The organism is Catellatospora aurea, from assembly GCF_042663325.1.
Lineage (GTDB): Bacteria > Actinomycetota > Actinomycetes > Mycobacteriales > Micromonosporaceae > Catellatospora > Catellatospora aurea.
Genome location: NZ_JBHTAC010000002.1, coordinates 264,445 through 277,385 on the forward strand (window position 1 = coordinate 264,445; position 12,941 = coordinate 277,385).

Genomic DNA, 12,941 nt, shown 5'->3' on the forward strand with positions numbered 1-12,941 from the left:
AAAAGATGCGCCAACTGCCGCCAACACGAGCGGCGGGCCGCCGGGCGAGCAAGGATGGAGAGGTGGACGAAGTCACGTCCGGAGACAACGGAACAGCGGCCGAGGTCGTCATCCCCGTGAACGGAGCCGCACTCTCGGCCCACCTGGCCATACCCCCGCAGGCAGCCGGGCTCGTCGTGTTCGTGCACGGCAGCGGCAGCAGCCGGCACAGCCCCCGCAACCAGTACGTCGCCCGCTTCCTGCGCGACGCGGGCCTCGGCACGCTCCTGTTCGACCTGCTCAACGAGTCAGAGGAGAACGACCGGGGCAACGTGTTCGACATCGGGCTGCTCGCCGGGCGGCTCAGCGAGGTGCTGGCCTGGCTGCGCACCCGGCCTACGGCGCAGGGCCTGCCGGTGGGCCTGTTCGGGGCCAGCACCGGCGCGGCCGCCGCCCTGTGGGCCGCCTCGAACGGCAATGCCGACGTGGCCGCGGTCGTGTCCCGCGGCGGCCGCCCCGACCTGGCCGGCGTTCACCTGGCCGAGGTACGCGCGCCGACCCTGCTCATCGTCGGCGGCCTCGACCACACCGTGCTCGAACTCAACGAACGCGCCGCCGCCCAGCTCACCTGCGAGCACGCCGTCGAGATCGTCCCCGGCGCCACCCACCTGTTCCAGGAGCCCGGCACGCTGCAGCAGGCCGCCGTGCTGGCCCGCGACTGGCTGGTGCGCTACGTGCGCTGACGTCTCATACCGTTGTGGAGCGCTGCTCGGGCGTCAGTGGCCGCAGCCCGGCGGCGATACCGTCGAAATCGTCCTCGTGTAGCACGTCCTCGGGATCGGCGGCCCGCAGTTGCTGTCGCACCGCCCGGTAGAACTCCTGGAGGGCGTCGTTGAGCCGGGCGGCCGGCGGAGTGTCCGGGTACTGGTCCGCCCGCGGATCGCGGTCGTCCACCCCGAGCATGGCCACCGCGTAGGCGTGGTGCACGACCACCCGCGCCGCGATCTGCACCCGCCGGTTGCCGACGAGCCGCAGCTGCTCCATGGCGATGCGCAGCCGCTCCTGCGCGTCGTTGACGCGATCCCGGCGGGCGTCCTGGTCGGCGCTGGCGGCGTACCGTTCGGCGTGGTGCCGCAGGCTCCGGGCGGCTTCGGCGAGCTGGGCGCTCTTCTCGAAGAGCACCGCCTCCCAGCGCGCCAGGGTCTCACCGTCCATCTTCCGGCGGTTGACGGCCAGCGAGACGTACGCGGTCAACGACACCGCCAGCACGCCGCCCAGGAAACTGAGCGCGTTCCACACCCACATGCGACCAATGTAGAGCCCGCCGTCGCGGCACCACGCGTTGCTCCCTGCTCACCGGCCGCCGGTCGGAGTGCCCCGCGGCGGTTCGAGATCGACTCCCGCCACCAACCTGATCAACGAGGACACAGGCGTCATGGAACTTACGGCTTGGCGAGCACACCCAGCCACGGTTTTCCATGTCCAGTGGAGCCACCGCCAGGGCGGGGAGCCTAATGAGAAAGTTCTGCGCCGCTGGGTGATGCGACATGCTTAAGTGCGAAGAACTCCGCTTGCTCCACTCGCCCTTCCACGTACGCGACGACACGGAAGGGCCCCGCAGTCGCCTGTCGAGACACTCCTCCCTCGGAGATCGTGCCTGGGAACGATGCGCCGGGTGGCATATGTCCATCACAGGGGACGGTCAACTTCACGCCGCTGCCATCGTCGGCTGAGGCTGTGACGAACAGCGTGCCATTGCCCAGGCAGGCTGCTACCAGAGAATAGTTGAACGACGTGGTGTTCGCGGGAAGGGTCATCGCGGCCGGCCCGTCGCTCAGCGTCCAGGAACCCACAATCGACCCGGAGAACACGGCCGTCACTCGATCGGCTGCGGGAAGCTCACCGGGTGGCCCGGTCAGGTCGGCCACGCTGAGACAGCCGTCGGTGACGCAGTCGGCCGGATCGTTCCTCGCCGGGTCGACTGAACCGAGCCCGAGCAACCACACCGCACCACCTGCCAGCATCACGCCAGTGGTTGCTGCGACTGCGTGAGAGAACGCCCTGCGGCGTGCCTGAGCTGGTCCCTCGACCATGGACATCAGACCCTGCCTTCTCGTCGCATTCGGCGATCGTAACTATCCCCATCAAGTTCGAGGTACCGCGGACAATGACGACCCGCGCCGGCACCCTCACCCACCTGCACGGCAATCTGCCGTGTCGTCGGGCATATAGTGCCGATCATGTGTACGGTCGCCGTCAGTTTCGAGCCGTCGTCCCCGGTGCCGATACTGGTGCTGGCCGTACGGGACGAGCTGCTGATGCGCCCGTGGGAACCGCCGGCCGAGCACTGGCCGCGCCACCCCGGGCTGCTGGGCGGAATCGACCTGGTCGCCGGGGGCACCTGGCTGGCCGTGGATCCGGCCGCCCGCCGGGCCGCGTTCGTGCTCAACGGCCGGGGACGGCTCGCGCCGGAGCACGGCCGCCGCTCCCGGGGTGAGCTGCCACTGCTTGCCGCCGCCGGGCAGCCGATCCCCGCCGACCTGCGCACCTTCGACCCGTTCTACCTGATCACCGCTGATCTCACCGGTGCGGTGATGCTCGGCTGGGACGGCGACACCCGCACCGAGACGGCCCTGCCGGAGGGCTACACGGTGATCGTCAACAGCGGCGACGACCCTGCCGAGCCGCGCGCCGCACACCTCCTGGCCGCACTGCGCGCCACGCCACGCCCGGACCCCGCCGTCAACTGGGGCACCTGGCCGTCCCTGGCCGCAGGTGAGGGCATCGACCGCACCGACCCACGCGCCCTGATCCTGCGCCACACCTTCGGCGACGACCTGCGCTACGGCTCCAGCTCGATCACCCTGCTCGCCCTCAGCCCGGACCTGGTCCGCTACGACTTCGCACCCGTCCCTGACGAACCCGGCCACGCGCCCCTCACTCGCATCGCCTAGCCCCCACCGCCCCTGATCACGACGATCTTGCGCGAACTGTGGGGTTGAAACGCTTGTAGCGGGCAAATCGGCAACAGTTCGCGCAAGATCGTCGCGATCTTCGGCGACCGCGCGGCGGTTACCAGTCCCGGGCTCCGGTCAGGGCTTCGCGGTCCTCGCCTCGGCGGGCGCACAGGGTCGGCACGTCGACGCCGGTGTGGGTGATGACGGCCTCGATGTACTCGATCAGCTCCTCGCGCTCGCCGGTCTCGATGCGGCCGTGCTCCTCGTCGGCGTCGTTGAGGGCGAGCACGACCCGCTCCGCTGCGGCGAACAGGTCGTCGTCGGACGGGTCGCGCAGTGCAGCGATCTCGGCCTCGTACGCGGCGAGCGCGGCCTCGACCGCGTCGATGAACTCCAGTGGCCACAGGTGCTCGGCGTAGGCGTCGTCGGGGGACAGCGTGCCCGCGGCGACTGCCTGCCGCTGCTCCAGCACTTCTTGCCGCCATGCGGCGGAGGGACGTTCGATCATGGCGGGGAGTGTAGGGGCGGCGGGCGACACCGGGAACATGTGCAACCCTGGGGTTGCGCCTCGAATCGCGGTGTGCAACTCTGGAGTTGCACGACAATCGACAGCGTTGAAGGAGTCTGTTCATGAGCGAGGACCGCATCGAGCGCGAGACCCTGATCGAGGCACCCCTGGAGCGGGTCTGGACGCTGGTCGCCCAGCCCGGGTTCTGGGTGGCCGACAAGGCGAGCCTGCCCGGCACCGTCGCCGTGGCGGGGGAGTCGATGGTCGCGAAGAACCCGCACCACGGCGACTTCCCGGTCCGGGTGGAGAAGGTCGACCCGCCGCACTACCTCGCGTACCGCTGGGCCAGTGCCTTCCCGGGCGAGGAGTTGCGCGACGACAACAGCACCCTGGTCGAGTTCACGCTGACCGCCGAAGGTGCGAAGAAGACCCGCCTGCGTGTGGTGGAGAGCGGCTTCGCGGCGCTGGCCGCGCCCGAGGAGCAGCGCAGTGGTGCGCACCGGGACAACTCGGGCGGCTGGCCGCTGGAGCTGGAGGCGCTCAAGGCACGGGCGGAAGAATCCTCCGTGTGACAGACCAGCACCACGGCGACGTCTCGCCGGTCGACGCCGTACTGGCGGCCCTCGCCGACCCGACCCGGCGGCAGCTGCTCGACCTGCTCGCCGTGCTGGGCGAGCCGACCGCGACGACGCTCGCCGAGCACCTCCCGATCTCGCGACAGGCCATCGTCAAGCACCTCGCCGTGCTGGACACGGCCGGCCTGGTCACCGGCCGCCGCGCCGGGCGCGAGGTGCGGTACGCGGTGCGCCCGGCGGCGCTGACCGCGACGGCCCGGTGGATGGCGGCGCTCGCCTCCGACTGGGACCGCCGCCTGGCGACCATCAAACGCCTCGCCGAAGCGGCGGAGCACGAAGCGACCGCAGGGGAGGCGACCGCGGCGGCCACCACCAATCGCACCACTGACGACAGAAGAGGTGAGCAATGATGATCGACCACAGGACAGGCACCAGGCAGGAGTGGCTCGCGGCCCGGCTGGAGCTGCTGGCCGCGGAGAAGGAGTTGACCCGGCGCAGCGACGAGGTGGCGCGGCAGCGCCAGGACCTGCCGTGGGTACGCGTGGACAAGGAGTACCGCTTCGCGACCGACGACGGCGACGCCTCGCTGGCCGACCTGTTCGCGGGGCGCTCGCAGCTGCTCGTGTACCACTTCATGTTCGGCCCCGAGTACGAGGCGGGCTGCCCGTCCTGCTCGGCGATCGCCGACGGCTTCGACGGCTCGGTGGTGCACCTGGCCAACCACGACGTGACCCTGTGCGCCGTGTCGCAGGCCCCGCTGGCGAAACTCCAGGACTACAGGAAGCGCATGGGGTGGAGCTTCCCGTGGGCGTCGTCCTTCGGCGGCGACTTCAACCACGACTACCACGTCACGCACACCGAGCAGGAGTGGCGGACGGGCACGGTCGAGTACAACTTCCGCGCGATGGAGGTGACCCCGATCGGCGTGACCGACCTGCACCCGATGATGACGCAGATCTCGGCGTCGGTCGGCGTGGACTGGCCGACCTACCGGCAGCAGGGCCCCGGCATGAGCGCGTTCGTGCTGGACGACGGCGTCGTCTACCACACGTACTCGACCTACGAGCGCGGCGTGGACGCGCTGTGGGGCATGTACCAGTGGCTCGACCGCGCCCCGCTCGGACGCAACGAGCAGGGCTTCTGGTGGCGGCGGCACGACGAGTACGACAAGAACTGACCTGAGGCGCAACGGGGGGACGCGGTCGTGCCGGGTGCTCGTCACCGGCACGACCGCGTCGTGCGCCTACGAACCTTGGAGGACGCCCAGGCAGGACCACTGGGCGGCGACCGGCTGGTAGCCCAGGCGGGCGTTGACGGTGAGCATCGGCGCGTTCGACTCGTCGTTGGAGGTGTACGCGACCGTCACACCACCGGCGGCGGCCCGCTGCAGCGCCACGGTCTTGGCCAGCCGGGCCAGGCCGCGGCCGCGGTGCTCGGGCAGTGTCGCGGTCATGTCCGACCACATCCGCTCCCCGTCGCGCTTGACCAGCGTGAACGCCACGATTTCGGCGCCGTCGACGGCCGCGACGCTGGCGTCCTTGTCCAGGCCGAGGTTGTTCCACACCTCGTAGCACCAGTCGTCGAACGAGATCGCGTCCGAGGGGATGTCGCCGGGCTCGTCGGAGCTGGCCGCGACGTAGGCGGTGTAGAGCTCCCGCTCGTCCAGTTCCGACAGCGGGACGATGGTGACGCCGTCCGGCGCGGCGGGCGGGGGCGGCGCGAGCCGGGTCTCCAGCATCGAGTAGCGCAGGTCGCGGCTCGGGGTGAATCCGCGGCCGCGCGCGAAATCCAGCGAGTCCGCCTGCGCCCAGGTGCGCACCCGCTGCACGCCGAGCCCGGACAGGTGCCGGGCGGCGGTGTCGAACAGCAGCGTGCCCGCGCCGCGGCGGCGGTGGTCGGGGTGCACGTGCAGCAGCGAGATCTCGCCGAAGCCGGTCTCGGACGAGCTGACGTTCCGGAACGCCGAGGCCCAGCCCACGATCCGGCCACCGTCCTCGACCACGAACGCGGTCCAGTCGCCGGCGGGCGGTTCGGCGATCATCTGCCGGGTGGAGACGACCCCGCGCACCAGGTACGGGTACACGATCGCGCGTAAGGCGACCACCGCCGGGGCGTCGTCGGGCAGGGCGGCACGGATTCTCATCCCGCCATCCTGACCCCGCCCACCATGATCCACAAATCCAATTACGGGTCGGCGGGACGGGAAGCCACCGGTTAGCCTGCGGCGGTGCCGCTGACGTTCCCCTCGCACGCCGCGCTGCCCCTGCCGCTGAAACTGTGGCGTCCCCGCTGGTTCGACGGTGTCGCGCTGACCGTCGGCGCGGCCTCACCCGACCTCGCGTACGCCCTCGACGGGTCGGGCCTGCCGGTCTTCCCGCTGTCGCACCGGTGGCCGGGCCTGTTCCTGTTCTGCCTGCCGGTGACGCTGGCCGGGGCGTTGCTGGTGCGTCGGGCCGCGCCGGTGGTCGCCGCGCACCTGCCCTCTCGGCCCGCCGCGCTGGCGCTGCGCGACTACGGCGTGCTCGGCGCGACCCGGCCCGCGCTCGCGGTCAGCGCGGTGTCGGCGCTGCTCGCCGCAGCGAGCCACCTGGTCTGGGACCACGTCACCGAGCCGGCGCCGGTGCTCGACCTGGCCTCCACCGCGGGCGGCGCGCTCGCGGCACTGGCACTGGCCGTGCAGGTCGGCCGCCACCGGCTGCTGCGCGCCTGGCACGGCGCACCACCGGCCCGGCCGGTGCGCCCAGGAGTGTTCTGGCCGGTCGCCGCGGTCGTCACCGCGGCCTCGGCGGCGGTCGCAGCACAGCTGCCCGGGGCGTTCCTGCTGCACACCACGGGCGCACGCCTGCTGCTCGGACTCGCGCTCGGGCTCGCGGCGGCGGCCGCGGCGACCAAGCTCAGGCCACGCGCAGGCGTTCCCCGTCGATGACGACGACGTCGCCGCGGTGCAGCTGGCGGCCGCGGCGCACCTCCACCTCGCCGTTCACGGTCACCTCACCGGCGGCGATGCGCAGCTTGGCCTCGCCACCGGTGTCGATCACGGAGGCGAGCTTCAGGAACTGGCCCAGGCGGATCATGTCATCACGGATCGGTACGTCGGTCACGCTGCCATCTTCTCCCAGCGCCGTTCCGTCGATGTCCGCCGGCCGTCAGATCGAGGTGAGGAACGTGTGCAGGGCCCGGTGGTACGGCACGATCGAGGTCAGGTCGGCGTACTCCTCGGGGCCGTGCAGGCCCGCGCCGCCGATGCCGAAGATCACCGCGTCGACGCCGCGCTGGGAGTAGAAACGCCCGTCGGCGGCCCCGTGCTTGCGCAGGAACCCGGCCGGGTAGCCCTGGGCCCGCGCCGCCTCCTGCAGGGCGCGCACCTCGGGTGAGTCCCGGTCGGCGTGGTGCGGGGCGTCGGCGTGCTCGACCGCCACCGTGACACCAGGCCCGCAGATCTCGCCCAGGTGCGCGGCGATCTGTTCGGCGGTCCGCCCGTCGAAGCCGGGCTCGCCGGGCGGGAACCGGATGTCCAGCCAGGCCTCGGCCAGCGCCGGAACCTGGTTGAACGCGGTGTTCGGGGTGTCCAGGCGGGCCAGGTTCACCGTCGTGGCCCACGCCTCCGCGGTCGGCAGCGGGTAGGCCGCGTGCAGCGCCGCGATCGCGCCCGTCAGCCGCAGCAGCGCGTTGTCGCCCTGCCACGGGTACGCGCTGTGCGCCGCGCGGCCGGTCGCGGTGAGCCGCGCCTGCGCGATGCCCTTCGAGTCGGTGACGATCTCCAGACCGCTGAACTCGCCGATCACCACGAACTGCCCGGTGACCCCCTGCTCCAGCTGGTGCAGGGTGCCGTTGCGCCCGCCGATCTCCTCGTCGGTGACCAGCTGCAACCCCAGCGGGTACGGCAGGGTCGGCGCGAGCTCGGCGAACACCTGCGCCATCACCAACGCCGAGATCTTCATGTCCTGCGCGCCGCGGGCGTACAGGCGGTCGTCCTCGCGGCGCGGGATGAACTGGTCGGGCGTGGCGGGCACCACGTCCAGGTGCCCGTTGAGGATCACCCGGAACTCCGGCCGGCCCGCACCGGTGTCGTGGTAGAGCAGCGCGCTCGGCTTGCCCGCGGACTCGAACCGCTCCACGGCGAACCCCGGCCCGACCGTGTCGAGGACCAGGTCCAGCGCGCGGTGCAGCTGGTCGGCGCGGTCGGCGGTCGACGGCACGGCGAGCAGCGTCTCGGCCGTACGCAGAAAGACTTCCAGCTCCACCCCGCCATCCTGCCGTACGACACCGCACGAGGGCGACCGTGTCGTACGGCGCGGTTAGGATCGGCGGTGATGGACGCACTTGCTCTTGCCTCGTGGCGGATGCACAACCTCGGCCTGCACGCCCCCGTCGACGCCGAGCCCGGGGACGTGGTCGGCCGGCTCGGCGCGGTGCAGTCGCAGGACTACGGCCCGGCGACCTGGTCGCTCGGCGAGCGCATCACGGCCGCGCGCGAAGACCGCGTGCACCGCGACTTCGCCGACGGCGCGCTGCTGCGGACCCACGTGCTGCGCCCGACCTGGCATTTCGTCACCCCGGAGGACATCGGCTGGGTGCTGGCGCTGACCGGCCCGCGGGTGCACCAGCTCAACGCGTACTACTACCGGCAGCTCGGCCTCGACGAGCAGCAACGCGCCCGCTGCGACGCGCTGCTGACCGAGGCGCTGACCGGCGCGCAGCTGACCCGCAAGGAGCTGACCGCGCTGGTCCAGGCGGCGGGCATCGGCACCGAGGGCTTCCGGATGGCGTACATCCTGATGAACGCCGAACTCAACGGCCTGATCTGCAGCGGCGCGATGAAGGGCAAGCAGCACACGTACGCGCTGCTGGCCGAGCGGGCGCCGCAGGCCCGGGTGCTCGACCCGGACGCCGCGCTGGCGGAGCTGACCCTGCGTTACTTCAGCAGCCACGGCCCGGCCACCGTGAAGGACTTCCGCTGGTGGTCCAGCCTCACCCAGGCCGAGATCCGCCGCGGCCTGGACATGGTCCGCGACCAGGTGCGCAGCGTGGAAGTCGACGGGCTGACCTACTGGTACGCCGGGGAGCCCATGCTGCCGGTCCCCGCGGACGGACCCGTGGCGCACCTGCTCCAGGGCTACGACGAGTACATCGTCGGCTACACCGAGAGCAAGCACCTGCTCAACCTCGCGGGCGTGGGCGGCGGGCAGCGCTGGGACCGTCCCGTCTACAACGGCGTGCTGATCGTCGACAGCCAGGTCGCCGGGCACTGGAAACGCACCGTCGGCCGCGCCGAAGTCGCGATCGAGGCGCTGGTCTACGCCCCGCTCGACCCCGACCGGGCCGCCGCGGTGCAGGCCGCCGCCGACCACCACGGCCGCTTCCTGGGCCTGCCCGCCACGGTCACCGCGACGGTCCTCTGACCGGCCGGGTTACCCGCGGACCGCGCCGGAGTTCTTGTCGGCCATCAGCCCGGACGTGTCGACGGCCTCGAAGTCGGAGCCCTGCAAATTCTTGAGCGCGCGCAGCGCGTCGTTGGACCAGCGGTCGTCCGGCGCGCCGGACAGGTACCAGGGCGAGCCGTTGTCGGCGACGATCACGCCGTACCTCTTCATCGCCTCGGCGATGATCCGGGCCTGCTTGGGCATCTTCGACGTGTCGACGCTCGCCTTCAGGCGCAGCCGCAGGCCCATCGGCGGCAGGTCGGCGTCCGACGAGCTGGACGCGGCGTGCCGGGCGGGCCACACGTAGCTGTTGCGGGAACGGGGCACGGTGATGCGCAGCGCGTGCGTGATGCGCCCGGCGGCGACCTCCTCGTAGCGGACCAGCCCGGCGAAGATGGACAGTCCCGCGGCGTCGGCCGAGGTCCAGCCCGCGGGGCGCAGCTTGTTGGAGCGCAGGTCGTAGATCGCGCCGGACCCGGCCCGCCAGCCCGCGCCGGCCGGGTACGCCGCGTACAGCTCGTACACCTTGCAGGCCGCGGCGTCGTACAGGATCACGTGCCGGTCGCCGTCGCTGCCGCGTCCGCCCTCGACCTTCGCGTCGGCCGGGATGGGGTAGGGGCCCTTGTCGCTCTCGCCCGCGTACTCGAAGCTGACCCTGACGGTCTTCTGGCCGGGCTTGACGGCCGTGACGGGGATGCCGATCGGCGCGCCCTCCCACAGGCCCGAACCGAAGTCGGGGTGCATGTGCGCGCCCGCGCCGATGCTGTTCACCAGCGCGCCCGAGGAGCGGTGCACGGGCAGCTTCGACACGTCGGCACGCCACACGCTGCTCGCGGGGAAGACCCCGCACGGTCCGGCGGTGGGGGTGGCCGACGCGACCGCACTCGGGCTCACGGCCGCCGACGGCGTCGCGGTGCCGGAGGGCAGCACGAAGGCCGGATCGGACGGTCCGGCCGCGCCCGGGGCGGTGCCGCCGCAGGCGGCGAGTCCGAGCACGGCGGCCAGGGCGGTCAAGCGCAACGATACGACGGCGAGAGATCGGGAGAGCACGCGCAGAATCTAGTGCCGGCCCGCGGCGCGGGCACAGCCACCGCCCTGTTGCAGGGATTATGGCCGGTAGGTGAGGTTTGTCCGCGTAACCTCGGTACATGCTCAAAGCCGCACGCGCGCTGTCGTGGTGGGCGCTGATTCCGCCGATATGCGTGATCGTGCTCGTGGCGGCCTGGGGGCACAAGGTCGGCGGCGTGGGGCTGGTGATCGTCGGGATCGCGCTGGTCGCCGCCGTCGTGGTCGCCGTGCACCACGCCGAGGTCGTCGCGCACCACGTCGGCGAGCCGTTCGGCACGCTCATCCTCGCCGTCGCGGTCACCGCCATCGAGGTCGGACTGATCATCATGCTGATGACGTCGGCCCCACCCGGACCGTCCACGCTGGCCAGGGACACCGTCTTCGCCGCCTTCATGATCGTGTGCAACGGCGTGATGGGACTGTGCCTGCTGGTCGGCGGGCTGCGCCACCGCGAGGTCGAGTTCCACGTCGAAGGCGTCACCGCCACGCTGGCCACGCTCAGCACCGTCGCCGCGCTGGCCCTCGTGCTGCCGTCGTTCACCACCAGCAGTCCCGGGCCGACGTACTCCGGGCCGCAGCTCGCCTTCGCCGGCACCGCCTCCCTGGTGCTGTACGCGGCGTTCGTCTTCGTGCAGACGATCCGGCACCGCCACTACTTCCTGCCGCTGGAGACCGACGGCGACGACCACGGCGTCCCGCCCGGCCGCAAGGCCGCCGCCGTCAGCCTGCTCATGCTGCTGCTGTGCCTGGTCGCCGTGGTCGGCCTGGCCAAGGTCGAGTCCCCGGCGATCGAGCACGTGGTGGCCGTGGCGGGCGCGCCGCGGGCCGTGGTGGGCGTCGTGATCGCCCTGCTGGTGCTGCTCCCCGAGACCGCCGCCGCTGTCCGGGCCGCCGCTCGCAACAAGATCCAGACGAGCTTCAACCTGGCCCTCGGGTCGGCCGTGGCCAGCATCGGCCTGACCATCCCCGCGATCGCGGTGGCCTCCATCTGGCTCAAGGACACCCTGGTCCTCGGCCTCACGCCCAAGGACATGGTGCTGCTGGCCATCACCGTCGTGGTCACCACCCTGACCGTCGCGCCCGGCCGGGCGACCCTGATGCAGGGCATGGTCCACATGACGATCTTCGGTGTCTTCCTCTTCCTCTCCTTCGTCCCGTAGCGGCGCGGGTCAGGGCTTGAGGCGGGTGACGGCGTCGGCGATGACCTCGGGGCGTTTGCAGAAGGCGAAGCGGATCAGGTGGCGGCCGGCGTCCTTGTCGTCGTAGAAGACCTGGGACGGGATCGCGACGACGCCGCTGCGCTCAGGCAGCCCGAGGCAGAACTCGACGCCGTCGGTGCCGCCGAGCGGGCGGATGTCGGTGGTGATGAAGTAGGTGCCCTCGGCCTGGAGCACGCCGAACCCGGCGTCGGCGAGCCCGGCGCGCAGCTGGTCACGCTGGGACTGCAGCCCGGTCGTGAAACCGGTGAAGTACGCGTCGGGCAGGTTCAGGGCGACCGCGACGGCGGGTTGCAGCGGCCCGGCGTTGACGAAGGTGAGGAACTGCTTGACCCGCAGCACCGCCGAGACCAGCGACGCCGGGCCGCTGGCCCAGCCGATCTTCCAGCCGGTGCAGGAGAACGTCTTGCCGGCCGACGAGATGCGCAGGGTGCGTTCGCGCATCCCGGGCAGCGACGCCAGCGGGACGTGCGGCGAACCGGCGTCGTCGAAGACCAGGTGCTCGTAGACCTCGTCGGTGACGGCGTACGCGCCGAACTCCTGGCACAGGTCGGCGACCAGCTGCAATTCGTCGCGGGTGAACACCTTGCCGGTCGGGTTGTGCGGCGAGTTGAGCAGCACGAGCCTGGTGCGCGGCCCGAACGCCGCGCGCAGCTGGTCGGGGTCGAACGCGTAGCGCCCGTCGGGGCCGGGCCGCAGCGTCACCGGGCGGCGGGTCGCGCGGGCCAGCGCGATGCTCGCGGCGTACGAGTCGTAGTAGGGCTCGAAGCAGACGACCTCGTCGCCCGGCTCGCACAGGGCGAGGATCGCCGCCGCGATCGCCTCGGTGGCCCCGGCGGTGACGACGACCTCGCCGTCCGGGTCGTACTCCAGCCCCCAGAAGCGGCGCTGGTGCGCGGCGACGGCCTCGCGCAGCACCGGCATACCCGGCCCCGGCGGGTACTGGTTGAACCCGGCGCGCAGCGCCGCGGCGGCCGCGTCCAGCATCTCCGTGGGCCCGTCCGTGTCGGGGAAGCCCTGCCCGAGGTTGACCGCCCCGGTCTTCACCGCGAGCGCCGACATCGTCGCGAAGATCGTCGTACCGAACGGCCGCATCCGCTCCACGAGCGGATCGCCCCCGGAAACCCCACCAGTCATGCCCTCATCCTCACCCACACCCGCCGACGGCCGCCGATCGGATCACCTCACACGCGCGTCGCGCCTCATCGACCTGG

At 71.8% G+C, this 12,941-nt stretch carries 16 protein-coding genes; 8 read left to right on the forward strand and 8 right to left on the reverse strand.

Features of this window, described 5'->3' with window-relative positions; translation table 11 throughout:
- Positions 1–62 precede the first annotated feature (62 nt).
- Positions 63–722, forward strand: a complete 660-nt coding sequence (locus tag ACFQO7_RS03070) for a dienelactone hydrolase family protein (RefSeq protein ID WP_376804924.1) — start codon at positions 63–65, stop codon at positions 720–722.
- A 4-nt stretch (positions 723–726) separates the two neighbouring features.
- Here ACFQO7_RS03070 and ACFQO7_RS03075 read toward each other — a convergent pair whose 3' ends face one another.
- Complete coding sequence (locus tag ACFQO7_RS03075; protein ID WP_376804925.1) at positions 727–1,284, reverse strand: hypothetical protein; 558 nt, start codon at positions 1,282–1,284, stop codon at positions 727–729.
- Between the two features lie 206 nt (positions 1,285–1,490).
- Positions 1,491–2,078, reverse strand: a complete 588-nt coding sequence (locus ACFQO7_RS03080; protein WP_376804926.1) for a hypothetical protein — start codon at positions 2,076–2,078, stop codon at positions 1,491–1,493.
- Positions 2,079–2,219: 141 nt separating this feature from the next.
- Between ACFQO7_RS03080 and ACFQO7_RS03085 the strand changes: the two genes are divergently transcribed.
- A complete protein-coding gene (locus ACFQO7_RS03085) occupies positions 2,220–2,933 on the forward strand; it encodes an NRDE family protein (protein ID WP_376804927.1) in 714 nt (237 codons plus the stop codon).
- A 118-nt stretch (positions 2,934–3,051) separates the two neighbouring features.
- On the opposite strand, the gene ACFQO7_RS03090 is transcribed toward ACFQO7_RS03085, so the two are convergent.
- Positions 3,052–3,444: a hypothetical protein gene (locus ACFQO7_RS03090; protein WP_376804928.1), complete on the reverse strand. Its 393-nt coding sequence runs from the start codon at positions 3,442–3,444 to the stop codon at positions 3,052–3,054.
- 122 nt (positions 3,445–3,566) lie between these two features.
- On the opposite strand from ACFQO7_RS03090, the gene ACFQO7_RS03095 reads away from it, so the two are divergent.
- From ACFQO7_RS03095 to ACFQO7_RS03105, 3 genes are read left to right on the forward strand one after another with little or no spacing between them, the layout of a single operon-like run.
- Positions 3,567–4,016 carry an SRPBCC domain-containing protein gene (locus ACFQO7_RS03095; protein ID WP_376804929.1) on the forward strand — a complete coding sequence of 150 codons (450 nt, stop codon included), beginning with the start codon at positions 3,567–3,569 and terminating at the stop codon, positions 4,014–4,016.
- Complete coding sequence (locus ACFQO7_RS03100) at positions 4,013–4,429, forward strand: ArsR/SmtB family transcription factor (protein ID WP_376804930.1); 417 nt, start codon at positions 4,013–4,015, stop codon at positions 4,427–4,429. The genes ACFQO7_RS03095 and ACFQO7_RS03100 overlap by 4 nt, the downstream gene beginning before the upstream one ends.
- Positions 4,429–5,196, forward strand: a complete 768-nt coding sequence (locus tag ACFQO7_RS03105; protein WP_376804931.1) for a DUF899 domain-containing protein — start codon at positions 4,429–4,431, stop codon at positions 5,194–5,196. The genes ACFQO7_RS03100 and ACFQO7_RS03105 overlap by 1 nt, the downstream gene beginning before the upstream one ends.
- Before the next feature lie 66 nt (positions 5,197–5,262).
- Here the strand turns inward: ACFQO7_RS03105 and ACFQO7_RS03110 are convergent, their stop codons facing one another.
- The gene (locus ACFQO7_RS03110) at positions 5,263–6,162 is read right to left on the reverse strand and encodes a GNAT family N-acetyltransferase (RefSeq protein ID WP_376804932.1); all 900 of its coding nucleotides are present in this window, start codon (positions 6,160–6,162) and stop codon (positions 5,263–5,265) included.
- An 84-nt stretch (positions 6,163–6,246) separates the two neighbouring features.
- Here ACFQO7_RS03110 and ACFQO7_RS03115 point away from each other — a divergent pair, with 84 nt between their 5' ends.
- A complete protein-coding gene (locus ACFQO7_RS03115) occupies positions 6,247–6,945 on the forward strand; it encodes a DUF4184 family protein (RefSeq protein WP_376804933.1) in 699 nt (232 codons plus the stop codon).
- Here ACFQO7_RS03115 and ACFQO7_RS03120 read toward each other — a convergent pair.
- Both ACFQO7_RS03120 and ACFQO7_RS03125 read right to left on the reverse strand, forming a co-directional pair.
- Positions 6,914–7,120, reverse strand: coding sequence for an RNA-binding S4 domain-containing protein (locus ACFQO7_RS03120; RefSeq protein WP_376804934.1), 207 nt, complete (start codon positions 7,118–7,120; stop codon positions 6,914–6,916). The genes ACFQO7_RS03115 and ACFQO7_RS03120 overlap by 32 nt on opposite strands.
- Before the next feature lie 45 nt (positions 7,121–7,165).
- On the reverse strand, positions 7,166–8,263 hold the full coding sequence (locus tag ACFQO7_RS03125) for a M20 family metallopeptidase (protein ID WP_376804935.1): 1,098 nt from the start codon (positions 8,261–8,263) through the stop codon (positions 7,166–7,168).
- 69 nt (positions 8,264–8,332) lie between these two features.
- Here ACFQO7_RS03125 and ACFQO7_RS03130 point away from each other — a divergent pair, with 69 nt between their 5' ends.
- On the forward strand, positions 8,333–9,421 hold the full coding sequence (locus ACFQO7_RS03130; RefSeq protein WP_376804936.1) for a winged helix DNA-binding domain-containing protein: 1,089 nt from the start codon (positions 8,333–8,335) through the stop codon (positions 9,419–9,421).
- Positions 9,422–9,430: 9 nt separating this feature from the next.
- Here ACFQO7_RS03130 and ACFQO7_RS03135 read toward each other — a convergent pair whose 3' ends face one another.
- Positions 9,431–10,492 (reverse strand): hypothetical protein, encoded by a 1,062-nt coding sequence (locus tag ACFQO7_RS03135; protein WP_376804937.1) that lies wholly within the window; start codon positions 10,490–10,492, stop codon positions 9,431–9,433.
- Between the two features lie 98 nt (positions 10,493–10,590).
- On the opposite strand from ACFQO7_RS03135, the gene ACFQO7_RS03140 reads away from it, so the two are divergent.
- Positions 10,591–11,670, forward strand: coding sequence for a calcium:cation antiporter (locus ACFQO7_RS03140; protein WP_376804938.1), 1,080 nt, complete (start codon positions 10,591–10,593; stop codon positions 11,668–11,670).
- A 9-nt stretch (positions 11,671–11,679) separates the two neighbouring features.
- Here ACFQO7_RS03140 and ACFQO7_RS03145 read toward each other — a convergent pair whose 3' ends face one another.
- Positions 11,680–12,864 carry a pyridoxal phosphate-dependent aminotransferase gene (locus ACFQO7_RS03145; protein WP_376804939.1) on the reverse strand — a complete coding sequence of 395 codons (1,185 nt, stop codon included), beginning with the start codon at positions 12,862–12,864 and terminating at the stop codon, positions 11,680–11,682.
- Positions 12,865–12,941 lie beyond the last annotated feature (77 nt).

Coding starts and splice junctions, on each gene's coding strand:
- ACFQO7_RS03075 (WP_376804925.1), bottom strand. CDS start 1,284: ATGTGGGTGTGGAACGCGCTCAGTTTCCTGGGCGGCGTGCTGGCGGTG.
- ACFQO7_RS03080 (WP_376804926.1), bottom strand. CDS start 2,078: ATGTCCATGGTCGAGGGACCAGCTCAGGCACGCCGCAGGGCGTTCTCT.
- ACFQO7_RS03085 (WP_376804927.1), top strand. CDS start 2,220: ATGTGTACGGTCGCCGTCAGTTTCGAGCCGTCGTCCCCGGTGCCGATA.
- ACFQO7_RS03090 (WP_376804928.1), bottom strand. CDS start 3,444: ATGATCGAACGTCCCTCCGCCGCATGGCGGCAAGAAGTGCTGGAGCAG.
- ACFQO7_RS03095 (WP_376804929.1), top strand. CDS start 3,567: ATGAGCGAGGACCGCATCGAGCGCGAGACCCTGATCGAGGCACCCCTG.
- ACFQO7_RS03105 (WP_376804931.1), top strand. CDS start 4,429: ATGATCGACCACAGGACAGGCACCAGGCAGGAGTGGCTCGCGGCCCGG.
- ACFQO7_RS03110 (WP_376804932.1), bottom strand. CDS start 6,162: ATGAGAATCCGTGCCGCCCTGCCCGACGACGCCCCGGCGGTGGTCGCC.
- ACFQO7_RS03130 (WP_376804936.1), top strand. CDS start 8,333: ATGGACGCACTTGCTCTTGCCTCGTGGCGGATGCACAACCTCGGCCTG.
- ACFQO7_RS03140 (WP_376804938.1), top strand. CDS start 10,591: ATGCTCAAAGCCGCACGCGCGCTGTCGTGGTGGGCGCTGATTCCGCCG.
- ACFQO7_RS03145 (WP_376804939.1), bottom strand. CDS start 12,864: ATGACTGGTGGGGTTTCCGGGGGCGATCCGCTCGTGGAGCGGATGCGG.